Consider the following 14,240-nt stretch of genomic DNA (forward strand, 5'->3'; position numbering starts at 1 on the left):
GAGGGCGGGGTGCGAGGGCTCGGGCCGGTGCGGTAACGCAGCGACACGGGACCGCGGATCCCTCGGCAACCCGGCCACGCGGCTCCTCCGGCAACCCGGCCACGCGAATCCCCGGCAACCCGATCACGCGGATCCCCCGGCAACTCGATCACGCGGATGCTCCGGCAACCCGGCCACGCGGGTGCCCCAACAACCCGGCAACGCAAATCCCCGGCAACCCAGCCACGCGGCTCCCCCAGCAGCCGGTCACGCCGGTCCCCCGGCGGGGTCAGGTGAGCAGTTCCCAGCCGCGTCTGGTCAGGCGGTGGCGGACGGAGCGGCCGTTGCGGTGGGTCGAGACGAAGCCCGCTGTGCGCAGGGCGGTTGCGTGCTGGGAGGCGGTGGGCAGGCTGATGCCCACGTGTTTGGCGAGTTCGGTGGTGGTGCGTTCGGAGGTGAGGGCGCGCAGCACCAGTGTGCGGGTGCGGCCGAGGGCCAGTTCCAGTGAGGCGCCGCTCGGCTGGGGTGTGGCGACGGGGTAGAACAGCAGCGGTTGCGGTTCGGCGAACATCGAGACGGCCGGGCGGGTCAGGCCGTGCAGCACCGGGACGATCAGCATGCCGGTGCCGCGCAGGGCGATTTCGGTGTCCCAGGCCAGTTCCACGTGCAGGGCGGGCGCGGTCCAGGAGATCGCCGGGTGCAGGTTGCCGAGCAGGTCTCCGAGGCCGCGTGTCACGGCCTGGCTGGACCGCAGGCGCACCTCGGCGTCGAACGCCTGGCGGGTCTCCGGCCAGTTGTGCTCGATGAGGTCGCGGTAGCCGGTGTGCAGTGCCGCGCGCAGGTCCTGGCGTGAGGTCGGGGTGCCGGCGGCGAACGACCGCAGCCACGGTGAGGTCGTGCCGAGCATGTTCGCGATCTGGTCGCGGACGCGGGTGGCGGGCACGTCGAGGACCTGGCGGACGGCCTCGTCGAAGTCGGCGCGCGCGGAGTTGAAGAAGTCCGGGATGAACCGTCCCGGCCGGACGAGCTCGGCGAGCGGGCGGATCTGCGGTAGCAGCAGGCGGTCCCAGTTGCCGCTGTGCACCGTGAACACCAGTTCGTACATCGGCAGCGGGGCCGGTGCGAAACGGGTGCGGGCCAGATCTTCCAGCTCGAAGAGAATCGTGAGTCCGCGTCCCCTGGGCGCGGATTCTGACAACACTATCGGCATATGCTTCCCCCCGGAGTGCATGCACTTCCGACGGTACGCAGCTTTCGTTGTCCGGTCTCAGAGTTGTTCCGATGTACAACGATCGGTGGACAAACTCAGACCAGCGGGCCGTCCTGCTCGGTGAGCTTCAGCAGCAGGTCACGGGTGCTTTCGCGGTGTTCGCGGGTCTCCTGGCCGGGCCACAGCAGATCGGCCAGCGTCACCCCGTCGAGTGCACGGGAAATGAGGTCGGCGCGCTGCGGGTGCAGTCCGTCCGAATCGGTTTGCTGCCGCCAGCGGTCGGCCGCGGCGTCGATGCGCCGCTGCACCTCGGGAACACCCAGCAGGGCCGTTACGACGGACGGGTGAGCCCATAGATCGTCTTCTTCTTCGGCGAACGTGGCACGAATGTGCGCGCGCGTCCACCGTCCCGGCGTGTCCTCGGGTTCGAGGAGCTTCTCGACGGTGGCGTCGTAGTGCTCGAACCAGTCGTCGATCAGGCCGGCGAGCAACGCCTGCTTGGTGCGGAAGTGGTGCAGCAGGCCGCCCTTGGACACGCCCGCCTCTTTGGCCACGGCGTCGAGGCTGACGTTCGGGCCGAACGCGACCAACGCGCGTGCGGCCGCGTCGAGCACCTCACGGCGTGTGCGGGGTGCGTTGCGCTGCTCTCCGGGCATGGCGATCAACCTATCGTTTTGCTAGCCGACCGTCCGGACGGTACGTTAGGTTGACCAGGTCTGAGGAGGGGTCATGCGCAGGTGGGCGGCACTCGGGGTGCTCGCGCTCGCGTTGTTGTTGATCGCCGTCGACGCCACGGTGCTGGCACTGGCGTTGCCCGCGCTGCAACGGGACCTGGCGCCGTCGGCGGCCGAGGTGTTGTGGATCGGTGACGTCTACTCGTTCGTGCTGGGTGGCCTGCTCGTCACGATGGGCACGCTCGGCGACCGGATCGGCCGCAAGAAGCTGCTGCTGACCGGCGCTTTCGGGTTCGGGGCCGCGTCGGTGCTGGCGGCGTTCGCGCCCACGGCGGGCTGGCTGATCGTCGCGCGGGCGCTGCTCGGCGTGGCGGGCGCGACGATCATGCCGTCGACGCTGTCGATCATCAGGAACATGTTCACAGACCCCGTGGAACGCACACGGGCGGTCGCAGTGTGGGCGGGCATGGCGACCGCGGGCGCGGCGCTCGGGCCGTTGGTCGGCGGTGTGCTGCTGGAGCACTTCTGGTGGGGGTCGGTGTTCATCATCAACCTGCCGGTGATGGTGCTGCTGGTGGTGTTCGGCGCCATCTGGCTGCCCGAGTCGCGTGACCCGGCGCCGGGGCCGTTCGACCTGGTGTCCGCGGCGCTGTCGGCGGTCGGGGTGGTGCCGCTGGTGTACGCGGTCAAACAGGTCGCGCTGGTCGGTCCGTCGTGGACGGCATTGGGCGCCGCAGTGGCCGGGGTGGCCGGGGTGTGGCTGTTCGTGCGGCGGCAGCAGCGCTCCGAGCACCCGGTGTTCGACGTGGGGCTGTTCCGCAAGCCGGCGTTCTCCGGCGCGGTCGGGGCCACGGTGATCGCGGTGTTCGCGCTGACCGGGCTGGTGTTCTTCCTGTCGCAGTACTTCCAGAACGTGCTGGGCTACTCGCCGCTGGAGGCCGGGCTGCGCGAGCTGCCGCTCGGGATCGCGGGTCTGGTGGTGATCGCGTTCATCGGGCCGGTGGTGCGGCGCCTGGGCACGGGACGGGCGATCGCCGCGGGACTGCTGGCGAGCGCCGGTGGGCTGGCGCTGATCGGCGTGTCGGCGGCCTACGCGGCGATCGCCGTGGCGTTGGTGGTCATCGGCGGTGGCGTCGGGCTGGCGCTGACCCTGACCACGGACGCGGTGGTGTCGGCGGTGCCCGCGGAGAAGGCCGGCGCGGCCTCGGCGGTGTCGGAGACCGGGTACGAGCTCGGTGCGGCGCTGGGGATCGCGGTGCTCGGGACGGTGTTGTCGGCGTGGGCGGCGTCGAGCACGTTCACGGAGGCGGTGCAGGGCACGGCGCTGGTCGCGGCGGCGCTGCTGACCGCGGCGGCAGGGGTGGCCTATTGGCTGATCCCGTCCGGAACGGCCGTGTCCACCGAGCGCTGAGCCTGACTCAGGTGCGCGGCCAGCGTTCGTGGTGGTCGTCGATGCGGAACGCGTGCGCGTGCCGCCACGCTCCCCCGGCCGGCACCGCGTCGCACAGGTGGTCGTGGTCCGGGTCGAGGTCGTCGTGGACGTGCTCGACGACCTCGGGGTCGGCCGCCGGCCACAGGCGGATCGCGACCACCGCGGCCGCCGCGGCGATCACACCGAGGACCGCGAACGCCGTCGCGGTGCCGCTCGCGCTCGCGACCCAGCCGGCCAGCGGGTAGCAGACGAGCCAGCACGCGTGCGACAGCGCGAAGTCCGCCGCGAACACCGCGGGGCGGTCGGTCTCACCGGCGGAGCGGCGCAGCAGCCGCGCTCCCGGCGTCAGCGCGAAGGAGCACCCCGCGCCGATCAACGCCCACAGCACGAGCACCCCGGTCCAGTGCGCCGAGACGGAGGTGGTGCCGATGGCCAGCAGCGCGGTCAGCGCGACGCAGGCGCGCAGCACGACCACGCGGTCGGCCACCCGGTCGAGCAGTCCCGGCAGCACGAGCGCGGCGGCGAGCGAGCCGATTCCGTTGGCCGCCAAGGCGATCGCGACGTCCGGGGCGCCGCGGCCGAGCACGTCGCGGACGTGGACGACGGTGTCGACGAGCACCACGGACCCGGCGGCCGCGGCGGCGAGGTGCACGGCGAGCAGGCCGCGCAGCCGCGGCGTCGCCAGGTAGATGCGGATGCCGCGGGTCGTCGCCCGGTACCGGCCGCCCTTGCGGGGCACGGGTCGCGGGCGCGGCAGCACGACCGAGACCACCAACGCGGCCGAGGCGGCGAACCCGGCCGCTGTCCCGATGAACAGGTGGCCGGAGGACACGACCGTGAGCAGCGCGGCGGCGATCGCCGGGCTGAGCAGGCCCTCCAGGTCGTAGGCCAGCCGCGACAACGTGAGCGCGCGGGTGTACTCGCGTTCGTCGGGCAGCACGTCCGGGATGGTCGCCTGGAACATCGGCGTGAACGCCGCCGAAGCCGACTGCAGCACGAAGATCAGCACGTAGACGTGCCACACCTGGTCCACCCAGGGCAGCGCCACCGCCACGGCCGCGCGCACCAGGTCCAGCGCCACGAGCACCGCGCGCCGGGGCAGGGCGCCGAGCACCGCGGCGGCGATCGGGGCCACGCCGACGTAGGCCACCATCTTGACCGCCAGCGCGGTGCCGAGCACCGCTCCCGCGTCCGGCCCGGCCAGGTCGTAGGCGAGCAGGCCGAGCGCGACGGTCGCCAGGCCGGTGCCGGTGAGCGCGACGACCTGCGCGCCGAACAGGTGGCGATAGGCGCGGTTGCGCAGCACGGTGTGCATGCGCGGCACTATATGTGCACATGTACGCACGCGTCGACGTTGCAACAACCCATCCCTGGCAACTGCAAGGAGATGGCACGGCGCACGCCGCGCTGTCGCGGCAGGGTGACAACATGTGCTGATGCGCGCACGCGAGCACGGGTCGACGACGGAGCCCTGGCGGCAGCTGCCGTCCGGCGAGCACGTCGAGGCCGCCGTCGACGGGTTCCGGATGCTGGCCGACCCCACGCGGCTGCGCATGCTGTGGCTGCTGTGCGGCGACGAGTACGACGTCACCACGCTCGCGGAGAAGGTCGGGATCGCGCGGCCCGCGGTATCACAGCACCTGGCGAAGCTGCGCCTGACCGGGCTGGTCACGGTGCGTCGCGACGGCCGGCGCTCGGTCTACCGGGCGCGCGGCGGGCATGTGCGCCGGTTGCTGTTCGAGGCGGTCAACGCCGCCGACCACCACCTGACCGGCAAGCCCGACCACGACTGAGCGGGCGTCAGTCCTTCGGCTGACCCGCGCCGGCCAGCCGCTCGTGCAGGCGCTCCCTGATCTGGTCCGGCGTGTAGGCGGCCCGGCGGCGCTGGTTGCGGGCCACGAGAGCGCCACTGGCCGCGACACCGGCGAACGCGGCGATGCCGAGCACCTTCCAGAGCTTCATGTGCCTAGGCTACGTGGTCATGGCGACAACCCTGGACCAAGCCGTCGAGCTGACCCGGACCGGTGACGTGTGGGTGTTCCGCGGGCGCAGTGCCGCGGACCGGGCGATCCAGGCCATGACCAACAGCCCGGTCAACCACGTCGGCATGGCGGTGGTCCTCGACGACTTGCCGCCGCTGATGTGGCACGCGGAGCTCGGCAAGTCGCTCAGGGACATGTGGACCGGCACGCACCAGCGCGGCGCGCAGCTGCACGACCTGCGCGACGCCGTGACGACGTGGCACGACAGGTACGGGCAGCGGGTCTGGCTGCGGCAGCTCGACCACGAGGTCGGCCACGAGATGGAGGACGCGGTGCTGCAGACGATCGCCCGGTTGGACGGCACGCCGTTCCCGAACACCGCCCGGCTGGCCTCGCGCTGGCTGCGCGGGCGGGTTCCGTTGCGGCCCAGGGCGGACGCGACGCTGGAGAGCGCGTTCTGCGCCGAGGTCGTGGCGGTCACGTACGAGGCGATGGGGCTGCTGCCGAAGCGGCGGCCGAACTGGTACGACCCCGGCCGGTTCTGGAGCGGCGACGACCTGGAGCTGCTGGACGGCGCGAAGCTCGGCCCGGAGATCGCGGTCACCGTGTGAGACCGGTCTGTCCGCAAATCGACTGATAATCATCAGCACCTTGACCGGGGACCGGCCCGTCTCACACGATCGGGCCGGATCTCACCCCGGGAGCTGACAACGATGTCATGGCTGATCAACCGCAGGCAGTTCCTCTACGCCACGGGCTTGCTCGCGGCCACGCCGACGATCGCGCTCGCTGACGCGCGCGGTGTCGGGGACCTCTACTACGAGGTGCTCCTGCGGCACACGAGGTGGTCCGAGACCCAGTACGACCAGGCGGCCGGCCGCTACCGGCGCACCGACTTCGGGTTCGCCGTCGTGCTGGGCAACGCCGTGCTGCTGACCAGGGGCACCTACGACGCCGCGCTCGCCGGCGTCGAGAAGGACGTGCTCCGGCAGCGCACCCTCGCCACCATCAGGCACTTCGCCGCGAGCAACGTGCTCGCCGGCGGCACCGAGTGGGGCAAGACGCTGTTCTGGGACACCACGTTCCAGTCGTACTTCGTGCTGGCCGCGCGGCTGCTCTGGCCGGACCTGGACGCAGCGACGCGCGCGAACGTCGAGACGATTGCCCGCGGCCAGGCCGACTACACGGTCTCGCTCGGCACCGGCGACGACCCGCGGTCGGGTTCCTGGACGCCGAACGGCCTGACCGGCGGCTACCGGGGTGACACCAAGCTGGAGGAGATGGGCGTCTACGCCCAGTCGCTGGCGCCCGGACTGGCCTGGCACGGCGACGGGCCGGGCTGGCGGGAGGCGTTCGGCCGGTGGAGCCGCAACGAGGCCGGGCTGCCCGCCGCCGACCTCGCCAACCCGGCGCTGGTCGACGGCGTGCCGATCTCCGCCAACACCGCGACGAACCTGCACGACACGTTCATCGTGGAGAACCACGGCTCGTTCGGCCCGCACTACCAGGAGGAGCTGTGGCGCACGTCGGGCCGCAACGCCGTGCACTTCCTGCTCGCCGGGCGGCCGCTGCCCGAGGTGCTGACCCGGCAGCCGAACGGGGAGCTGTTGTGGCGCACCATCCTCGCGACGATGAGCGACGCCGGTGAGCCGTTGATGCCGATGGTCAACGACCGCGAACACCTCTACGGGCGTGACGTCATCCCGCTCGCGTTCCGCTCGACGGTGCTGCGCGACCCGATGGCCGCCCGCGCGGAGGCGGCGCTCGCCTCGCGGCTGCTGGCCTACCAGGCGTATCCGCCGGTGCACCGGCTCGCGAAGTTCTCCGGCGAGGCCAAGTACGAGCCGGAGGCACGCGCCGAGCTCGCGATCAGCTACCTGCTGCACGCGCTGCGCCCGGCCCCGGCTCCGGTGTCCGAACAGGACTTCTTCACCCGCGCGGCGCTCACGATCGACCACGGCGCGGTACCCGGCCTGCTCACCCACCAGTCGGCGCAGGCCTGGGCCGGCACGGTCACGAAACCGGGCTTCACCAAGTTCGCCTGGCAACCGGCGCACGACGACTGGCTGTTCAAGATCAGCGGTGCGACCCCGATGCTGCTGCCGACCTCCGCCGTCACCACCCGCAACACCGTGGTGTACCAACGGGTTCGCGACGGGTTCGACGGCACGGCGAGCCTGCTGGCGTTCGCGGACGGCTTCGCGGGCACGGCCACGCTGCCCACCGGCACGATCGTGTGCGCGCTCCCCCGGCCGGGCCGGGTGGACGTGCACAACCTGGCCATGCCGGGCATCCTCAGCGGCACCCGCACCTACACCGGTGCGGCGGGCAAGGCGGTGGTGCGGGCGCGGGAGGAGCCGCGGGTCGACGTGCTGACGTTCCCGGCGGTCACGGCACGTCACGTGCGCATGGTCGGCGTGCGGCCGCATCCCACCTACGGCTACTCGGTGTTCGACTTCGACGTCAACGGCGACCTCGCGCGCGGCAAACCGACCACGGCGTCGTCGTTCGACACCGGCTACGAACCCGCGAAGGCGACGGACGGCAACCCGGGCACGCGCTGGGCGGTGTCGCGTGGCGACCGCGGCCGGGCCGACAGCTGGCTCGCCGTGGACCTCGGCGCCGCCCAGCCCGTGCGCGAGGTGCGGCTGCGCTGGGAGAACGCGGCGGCGGGCGCCTACCGGATCGAGACGTCGGCCGACGGCAGCACGTGGACGACGGCCGCCGAGTACCCGCGCCCGGACCTGAGCACGAAGGACTGGCTGGACGTCGACGGCCGCGCCGGGTTCGTCGCACGGGGCACGATCACGGTGGAGGGCGACACGATCACGCTGCCCGCCGGTCTGGTCGAGGGCTACGTGCGCGCCGACCTGCGGGCGATCGCGGCCCAGGCGCGGCCGCAGTGCCCGCCGTCGGTCCAGGCGAGCGTCGCGGACGGGTTCCTCACCCTCTTCAACCTCTCGGGCACCGGCGTCACCGGCACGGTCCGGTTGCGCGGCTCGCGGCTGTACCGGGGCACCCAGGTCACCACAGCCGACGGCACCGCCTACGACCTCGCGCTGCCCGCCGCCACCGCACGGGTGGAGGCGCCCTGGTTCACCGCACAGGGCATCCCCGCGGGCATCACGGCCGTGGTGCACGACGCGCAGCGCGTCACGTTCCGCGGCGGCCCGGCCCGGTTCACGCTGGTGCACCGCGACGGCGGCACCGTGCAGGTGGTGTTGGGCAGTGGGGAACGCACGGTGACCATGCCCGACGTGAAGCCGTTCCCGTTCGACGACCTCGCGCTGGGCCGCGTCACGTTCCCCTGCTCGGTGCTGCCGCCGGGCATGAGCGATCCGGGGCGTGCGGTCGACGGCGACCCCCGGACCTCGTGGACGCCGGGACCCGACGGCCGCATGGTGGTCGACCTCGGTGCGGTGCACCGGATCGAGCAGGTCCGGCTGCAGTGGACCGGCGGGCCGGAGCCGGCGCACACGCTCTCCTACAGCACCGACGGCCGGGCGTACGGGGCCGCGACGCAGGCGCGGTTCGTGGCCGTGTCGACCCGGTGGCGGCCCGGCGACGGCTCACTCAAGAGCATCACGGTCCGCTGAACCTGGTTTTGCCGAACGCGTTCCCGGCAAACCAGTTGCATGTTCGACGGATTGCGATCCGCTGCGCGGGAGAGCGCCTTCAGGGCGCTCGTCGACGTGCCGAGACTGGTGCGCCATCCGGTGTGGCGCAACGCCGACCCCGGTCAGGGTCGTGGGGTCGGCGTGGTGCTGGCGCCCGGTTTCGGCGCGGGCGACGTGAGCCTCGCGCCGGCCGCGTCGTGGCTGCGGGCCCGCGGCTACCGGCCGGTCAGCGCACGCGTGGGGTTCACCGTGGGCTGCACGACCGAGCTGCTCGACCGGCTCATGCGCAGCGTCGAGAACCATGCCGAACGGACCGGTGGTCCGGTCGTGCTGCTCGGTCAGAGCCGCGGTGGCGGCCTCGCCAGGCTCGCCGCGGCCCGGAGCCCGGAACTGGTACTGGGCCTGGTGATGATGGGCAGCCCGGTGCTCGACCCGCTGGGCGCGCACCCCAACGTCATGCGCATCGCGCGGTTCCTGACCAGGCTGTCGGCCGCGGGCCTGCCGGGGCTGCTCGACGCCGACTGCTTCACCGGCCCGTGCTACGAGGCGAACATCGAGTCGATGACCAAGCCGTTGCAGGTGCCCGCCGTCTCGATCTTCTCGCGCGCGGACGGCGTCGTGCCGTGGGAGCTGTGCCAGGACCCGTACGCCGACTGCGTCGAGGTGAGCAGCACGCACACCGGCATGGGCTTCGACCCGCAGGTCTACCAGGTGCTCGGGCCCAGGCTGGCGGAATGGGCGAGCCTCGCGGCGCAGCGGCGCGACCGCGTTCTCACGTTCGGGTGAACTTAGGCCGCGTACGTGGTCAGCCCAGAGCGGTGACCACGTACGCGGCCGCCTCGGCGAGCAGGGCCTGGTCGTAGGCCGCGTCCTCGGCGGGTTTGCTGGACATGAGCGCGATCAGCAGCGGCTCACCGGTGGGCGGCCACGCGAGCCCGATGTCGTTGACCGTCCCGTAGGAGCCGGTGCCGGTCTTGTCGGCGACCTTCCAGTCCTTCGGCACACCGGCGCGGATCCGCTGGCCGCCGGTGGTGTTGCGTTCCATGAGGTCGCGCAGGAACGCGCGATGTGCGTCCGGCAAAGCGTTGCCCACCACCAGTTTCCGGTAGGTGGTGCCGAGTGCGCGCGGGGAGCTGGTGTCACGCGGGTCGTCCGGGACGGCGGAGGTGATGTCCGGCTCGACGCGGTCCATCCTGGTCACCTCGTCGCCCAGGCCGCGCAGGTACGCCGTCAGCTCGGCGGGGCCGCCGGCCGTGCGCAGCACCAGGTTCCCGGCCGTGCCGTCGCTGTAGCGGACCGCCGCGTCGCACAGCTCGCGCACCGTCATGCCGGTGGCGACGTGCCGGCGGGTGATCTGCGAGCTCTTCATCAGCTCGGCCTCGGTGTAGCGCACCACGGTGTCCAGCGGGACGGCACGGCTGAGCACGGCCGCGGCGGCGAGGCCCTTGAACGTCGAGCAGAACGCGAACCGCTCGTCGGCCCGGTGTTCGACCGTGCGGTCACCACGGCTCGCGAAGACCCCCAGGCGGGCACCGAACTTCTGCTCCAGCGCGACGAGCCGGTCGTGCCGCACCGGCGTGGTGCTGGTGGTGGTCGTGGGCACGGTCGTGGCCGCAGTCTGCTGCCGGGGCGGTGGTGCGGCGCACCCGGCCAGCGGAACGGCTGCCACCGCGAGGAACACCCGGCGTGAGAGGGCCATGATCTACACGATAGTCACGGCGTGACCGGCACGATCCGCGCGGCGAGCAGTTCGCCGTCCTCGACGTCCAGCAGGCCGAGCGTGCCGTGCGGCTGACGGCGCTTGTCGGTGGGCGAGCCGGGGTTGAAGATCCGGAAGCCGTCCTCCCGCTCCTCCAGCGGGATGTGCGAGTGCCCGAACACGACCAGGCGCGCGGACGGGAACCGGCGGCGCATGCGGGTGAGCCGCCCGGTCTTCTGGCCGCTGTCGTGGATCATCGCGACCGGCAGGCCCGCGACGTCGAGCTCGACCGTCTCGGGTGCGCCCCACGCGACCACGTCCGGGCCGTCGTTGTTGCCGCACACGGCGACGACGGGTGCGTACTGCGCCAGTTCGTCGAGAACGGGCGCCACGCACACGTCGCCCGCGTGCAGGATCAGCTCGGCCGTGCGCAGATGGGCGGCCACGGCGGGTGGGCACCGCTTCCAGAAACGCGGCGCGTGGGTGTCGGACAGCACAACGACTCGCACGCCTGCCGACGGTAGTGGCCCGCGAGGGTGCGGGCACGCCGGAGGCGCTCCTACGGGCGTTTGATGGTCACCTCGTCGATCAGGCCGCCGTCCGCGGCGAGCGCGCGGACCTTCATGCTGGTGGGCGTGACGTCCACGGCGACCAGGCTGTAGCCGCGGTAGCGCACCCGTGACCAGGTGACCTTGGTGTCGGTGGAGCTGGAGCTGTTCTTCTTGTAGCACCGCATGGTCGGGGTGCCGCCGGTGTTCTCGTGGTCGAGGTAGCTCTCCGGAGCGCCCTTGTAGAACCTGTCCAGCGCCTGCCCGCCGGCGCCCGCGGTGATGTAGGTCGTGCCGTCGGTGAACGGTGTGACGGTGCCGCGCGACCCGACCTGCCGGGTGCCCTTGCCCGCCCTGATCGGGTCGGTGCGCTCGTAGACCCGGTTGTGCGCGTTGAGCACCAGGTCGACCCGGTACCTGTCGAAGAGCGGCGCCCACTTCTGCTGGGCCACGCTCTCCGCGCCGCCGCCGTCCGCGGTCGAGTAGGTGGCGTGGTGCAGGTACACGACGACGAACCCGATCGCGGGGTCGCCGCGGAACCGGGCGAGCTGCTGCTCCAGCCACGCCAGCTGCTTTCCGCCGGTGTGGTCGAGGTTCGCGGCGTTGCGCAGGCAGATGTCGTTGCCGTCCAGGCTGATCAGGCCGACGTTCTGGTACCTCCACGCGTAGATGCCGGTCGAGCCGCTCCAGGCGTTGTCCGGCGTGGTGATCCGCGCTTTGACGCCGCCGTACCCGTTGGTGCCGTACCACTTCTCCATCTCGCGGTTGCCGAGCGTCGTCATCCACGGCACACCGGCGGTGACGACCTCGTTCTGCGCGAACAGCGAGTCCCACCGGGCGGCGTCGTAGGTGTCGGTGTCGGGGTGGCCGCCCTCGGCGTTCGCGGTGCCGCCGTGGATGGCGTAGCTGAGGTTGCCGAGCGCGAGGTGGAACGCCGGGGCCTGGTCGGCGACGAGGCTGGTGAGCGCGCGGGCGTTGTAGCCGTGGCCCTGGTCGCCGAACGCGGTGAACGTGAACCCGGACGCCGTCGTGGGCGCGGTGCGGAACGACGCGATCTCGCCGGGGCGGGTGCTGGTGGCGGGGTCGTGGTCCCGGTGTCCCACGACGTAGTGGTAGGTGGTGTCCGGCTTGAGGCCGTCGAGCCTGGCGTGCAGGTAGTACTGGTACATCGGGTCGGGGCCGTGCGGCGGGAAGCTGTGGTCGCCCTCCTGCCAGTCGAGCTCGCTGCGCAGCGTGCGCAGCTCGGCGGCGACGGGTGCGCCAAACCCGGACGCGCCGGTGGCGATCCGGACGTACGGGCCGGTCACCTTCTCCAGCTGCTGCCAGGAGATCACGACCTGCGTGGCCGGGTCGGCACCGAAGGTGATGCGGCGGCCGAGCGGGCGTTTCGCGTGCCCGTCCGGTGCGGCCGCGGCGCTGCCGGGGCGCACGACCGCGGCGGCGGCCAGTGCGGCGCCACCGGCCTTGAACAACGAACGCCGTGCGGTGGTGAGGTCAGTCATGTCAGGCCTTCCCGGTCAGCTGCGGCGCAGGGTGAGCTCGTCGACCAGCGCGCCGGTCTCGGTCAGCGCGCGGACCCTCATCCGGGCCGGTGTGCCGTTCGCGGCCGGGGTGACGTCCACGACGACCAGGCCGTAACCGCGGTACCGCACGCGCGACCAGGTCACCTTGACCGACTTCGACTCGCCGTCCTCCTGGTCGACGCGCATGGTGGCGGTGGCGTCCTTGACGTTGCCGTAGTAGGAATCGGCGATCTTCGAGTCGGCCCAGCTGTTGATGCTCTCGCCGCCACCGCCCGCGGTGATGTAGGTGGTGCCGTCCTTGACCGGGTTGACGGTGCTCTTGATGGCGGCCTTCTTCGTGCCCTTGCCGGCCCTGATCGGGTCGGTGCGCTCGTAGACGTGGTTGTGTCCGTTGAGGACCAGGTCCACCTGGTACTGGTCGAACAGCGGCGCCCACCGCTTCTGCGCGCCGATCTCCGCACCGTTGTTGCCGGAGGTGGAGTAGGTGCACTGGTGGCAGTAGACGACGATGAAGTCGATCGACGGGTCGGCGCGGAACTTCTGCAGCTGCGCCTTGAGCCACGTCTGCTGCCTGCCCTCGGTGTAGTCGAGGTTGGCGTCGCTGTTGTAGCAGACGTCGTTGCCGTCCAGGCTGATCAGGCCGACGTTCTGGTAGCGCCAGGAGTAGATGCAGGTCGAGCCGTCCCAGGCGTTGTCGGGCATGGTGAACCGGGCCCGCATGCCGCCGTAGCCGTGGTGGTCGTACCAGGACTCCATCTCGTGGTTGCCCAGCGCGACCATCCACGGGACCTCCGCCGCGACGAGGTCGTTCTGGGCGAAGAACGAGTCCCACTTGCGTGCGTCGTACCTGTCGTCGGGCCGGCCGCCCTCGCCGTCGTTGGCGTAGCTCAGGTCGCCCATGGCGAGGTGGAACTGCGGCCCGAGGTCGGCGATCAGGCTGTTGGTGGCCAGTGCGTTGTAGCCGACGCCCTGGTCACCGAACGCGGTGAACGAGAACGGCGTGGTGGCGTTCGGCGCGGGCGCGGTGCGGAAGGTGGCGACGTCACCCGCACTCGGCTCGTAGCCCTGGTGGCCGACCACGTAGTAGTAGGTCGTGTTCGGCAGCAGGTTGCCGATGCGGACGTGCAGGTAGTGCTGGGTGACGGCCTGGCCGACGTGCGGGTCGACGGTGAACAGCGGCTCCGACTGCCAGGCCAGGTCGCTGGTCAGCGCGCGGACCTCGGCGGGCCAGGCCTCGCCGTACTCACCGGGTGCGGTGCCGAAGCGCAGGTAGGGCGCCGTCACGTTCGCCGGCACCTGCCAGGAGACGACCACCTCACGGGACGGGACGGCACCGAACGCGAGGTGCCGGCCGAACGGGCGCAGCGCCGATCCGGCGGTCTTGGGGGCGGTCAGCAGCACGGCGGGTGCGGCGAACGCGGACGAGGTGGTGGGGACGAGCAGGCCACCGGCGGCGAGCGCGGCACCGCCCAGGAAGACGCGGCGGCGGGAGTAACGGCGCCGGGCGTCCTCGTACTGCTCCTGCAGGGTCATGGCCTGAAATTAGGGAAGTTTGTTTACGGAGGTCAACGACCGT

At 71.8% G+C, this 14,240-nt stretch carries 13 protein-coding genes; 5 read left to right on the forward strand and 8 right to left on the reverse strand.

Annotation, left to right across the window (positions count from 1 at the left end; all coding sequences use genetic code 11):
• Nucleotides 1-268 precede the first annotated feature (268 nt).
• The gene (locus ADL03_RS05180; protein ID WP_197288097.1) at nt 269-1,177 is read right to left on the reverse strand and encodes a helix-turn-helix transcriptional regulator; all 909 of its coding nucleotides are present in this window, start codon (nt 1,175-1,177) and stop codon (nt 269-271) included.
• A 107-nt stretch (nt 1,178-1,284) separates the two neighbouring features.
• Nucleotides 1,285-1,845, reverse strand: a complete 561-nt coding sequence (locus tag ADL03_RS05185) for a TetR/AcrR family transcriptional regulator (protein WP_053732208.1) — start codon at nt 1,843-1,845, stop codon at nt 1,285-1,287.
• Nucleotides 1,846-1,918: 73 nt separating this feature from the next.
• On the opposite strand from ADL03_RS05185, the gene ADL03_RS05190 reads away from it, so the two are divergent.
• Nucleotides 1,919-3,274: an MFS transporter gene (locus tag ADL03_RS05190; protein ID WP_053732209.1), complete on the forward strand. Its 1,356-nt coding sequence runs from the start codon at nt 1,919-1,921 to the stop codon at nt 3,272-3,274.
• Nucleotides 3,275-3,281: 7 nt separating this feature from the next.
• Here ADL03_RS05190 and ADL03_RS05195 read toward each other — a convergent pair whose 3' ends face one another.
• A complete protein-coding gene (locus tag ADL03_RS05195; protein WP_053732210.1) occupies nt 3,282-4,610 on the reverse strand; it encodes an MFS transporter in 1,329 nt (442 codons plus the stop codon).
• Between the two features lie 121 nt (nt 4,611-4,731).
• Between ADL03_RS05195 and ADL03_RS05200 the strand changes: the two genes are divergently transcribed.
• Complete coding sequence (locus tag ADL03_RS05200) at nt 4,732-5,088, forward strand: metalloregulator ArsR/SmtB family transcription factor (RefSeq protein WP_053732287.1); 357 nt, start codon at nt 4,732-4,734, stop codon at nt 5,086-5,088.
• A gap of 7 nt (nt 5,089-5,095) precedes the next feature.
• On the opposite strand, the gene ADL03_RS48140 is transcribed toward ADL03_RS05200, so the two are convergent.
• A complete protein-coding gene (locus ADL03_RS48140; protein WP_197288098.1) occupies nt 5,096-5,257 on the reverse strand; it encodes a hypothetical protein in 162 nt (53 codons plus the stop codon).
• A 19-nt stretch (nt 5,258-5,276) separates the two neighbouring features.
• Between ADL03_RS48140 and ADL03_RS05205 the strand changes: the two genes are divergently transcribed.
• The 3 genes from ADL03_RS05205 (at nt 5,277) to ADL03_RS05215 (ending at nt 9,680) form a co-directional block, all read left to right on the forward strand.
• Nucleotides 5,277-5,888, forward strand: a complete 612-nt coding sequence (locus tag ADL03_RS05205; protein WP_053732211.1) for a hypothetical protein — start codon at nt 5,277-5,279, stop codon at nt 5,886-5,888.
• Nucleotides 5,889-5,990: 102 nt separating this feature from the next.
• Complete coding sequence (locus ADL03_RS05210; RefSeq protein ID WP_053732212.1) at nt 5,991-8,873, forward strand: discoidin domain-containing protein; 2,883 nt, start codon at nt 5,991-5,993, stop codon at nt 8,871-8,873.
• A 39-nt stretch (nt 8,874-8,912) separates the two neighbouring features.
• Entirely contained in the window at nt 8,913-9,680 is a 768-nt protein-coding gene (locus ADL03_RS05215; protein ID WP_053732213.1) for an alpha/beta fold hydrolase, read from the forward strand.
• A 19-nt stretch (nt 9,681-9,699) separates the two neighbouring features.
• Here the strand turns inward: ADL03_RS05215 and bla are convergent, their stop codons facing one another.
• Genes bla through ADL03_RS05235 form a run of 4 tightly spaced genes read right to left on the reverse strand, consistent with a single transcriptional unit; the run spans nt 9,700 to nt 14,197 of the window.
• On the reverse strand, nt 9,700-10,593 hold the full coding sequence (gene bla, locus ADL03_RS05220) for a class A beta-lactamase (RefSeq protein ID WP_053732214.1): 894 nt from the start codon (nt 10,591-10,593) through the stop codon (nt 9,700-9,702).
• A 14-nt stretch (nt 10,594-10,607) separates the two neighbouring features.
• Complete coding sequence (locus ADL03_RS05225; protein WP_053732215.1) at nt 10,608-11,102, reverse strand: metallophosphoesterase family protein; 495 nt, start codon at nt 11,100-11,102, stop codon at nt 10,608-10,610.
• Between the two features lie 50 nt (nt 11,103-11,152).
• The gene (locus ADL03_RS05230) at nt 11,153-12,643 is read right to left on the reverse strand and encodes a metallophosphoesterase family protein (RefSeq protein WP_053732216.1); all 1,491 of its coding nucleotides are present in this window, start codon (nt 12,641-12,643) and stop codon (nt 11,153-11,155) included.
• Between the two features lie 15 nt (nt 12,644-12,658).
• The gene (locus tag ADL03_RS05235; RefSeq protein WP_053732217.1) at nt 12,659-14,197 is read right to left on the reverse strand and encodes a metallophosphoesterase family protein; all 1,539 of its coding nucleotides are present in this window, start codon (nt 14,195-14,197) and stop codon (nt 12,659-12,661) included.
• Nucleotides 14,198-14,240: the final 43 nt, after the last annotated feature.

The sequence above is a fragment of the Nocardia sp. NRRL S-836 genome (assembly GCF_001279525.1).
In the GTDB taxonomy this organism is placed as follows: domain Bacteria; phylum Actinomycetota; class Actinomycetes; order Mycobacteriales; family Pseudonocardiaceae; genus Lentzea.

What these genes read in the sequence shown, in the direction of transcription:
- ADL03_RS05230 (WP_053732216.1), bottom strand. Translation starts at nt 12,643, where the DNA reads ATGACTGACCTCACCACCGCACGGCGTTCGTTGTTCAAGGCCGGTGGC.
- bla (WP_053732214.1), bottom strand. Translation starts at nt 10,593, where the DNA reads ATGGCCCTCTCACGCCGGGTGTTCCTCGCGGTGGCAGCCGTTCCGCTG.
- ADL03_RS05215 (WP_053732213.1), top strand. Translation starts at nt 8,913, where the DNA reads ATGTTCGACGGATTGCGATCCGCTGCGCGGGAGAGCGCCTTCAGGGCG.
- ADL03_RS05210 (WP_053732212.1), top strand. Translation starts at nt 5,991, where the DNA reads ATGTCATGGCTGATCAACCGCAGGCAGTTCCTCTACGCCACGGGCTTG.
- ADL03_RS05185 (WP_053732208.1), bottom strand. Translation starts at nt 1,845, where the DNA reads ATGCCCGGAGAGCAGCGCAACGCACCCCGCACACGCCGTGAGGTGCTC.
- ADL03_RS48140 (WP_197288098.1), bottom strand. Translation starts at nt 5,257, where the DNA reads ATGAAGCTCTGGAAGGTGCTCGGCATCGCCGCGTTCGCCGGTGTCGCG.
- ADL03_RS05205 (WP_053732211.1), top strand. Translation starts at nt 5,277, where the DNA reads ATGGCGACAACCCTGGACCAAGCCGTCGAGCTGACCCGGACCGGTGAC.
- ADL03_RS05200 (WP_053732287.1), top strand. Translation starts at nt 4,732, where the DNA reads ATGCGCGCACGCGAGCACGGGTCGACGACGGAGCCCTGGCGGCAGCTG.
- ADL03_RS05195 (WP_053732210.1), bottom strand. Translation starts at nt 4,610, where the DNA reads ATGCACACCGTGCTGCGCAACCGCGCCTATCGCCACCTGTTCGGCGCG.
- ADL03_RS05190 (WP_053732209.1), top strand. Translation starts at nt 1,919, where the DNA reads ATGCGCAGGTGGGCGGCACTCGGGGTGCTCGCGCTCGCGTTGTTGTTG.
- ADL03_RS05235 (WP_053732217.1), bottom strand. Translation starts at nt 14,197, where the DNA reads ATGACCCTGCAGGAGCAGTACGAGGACGCCCGGCGCCGTTACTCCCGC.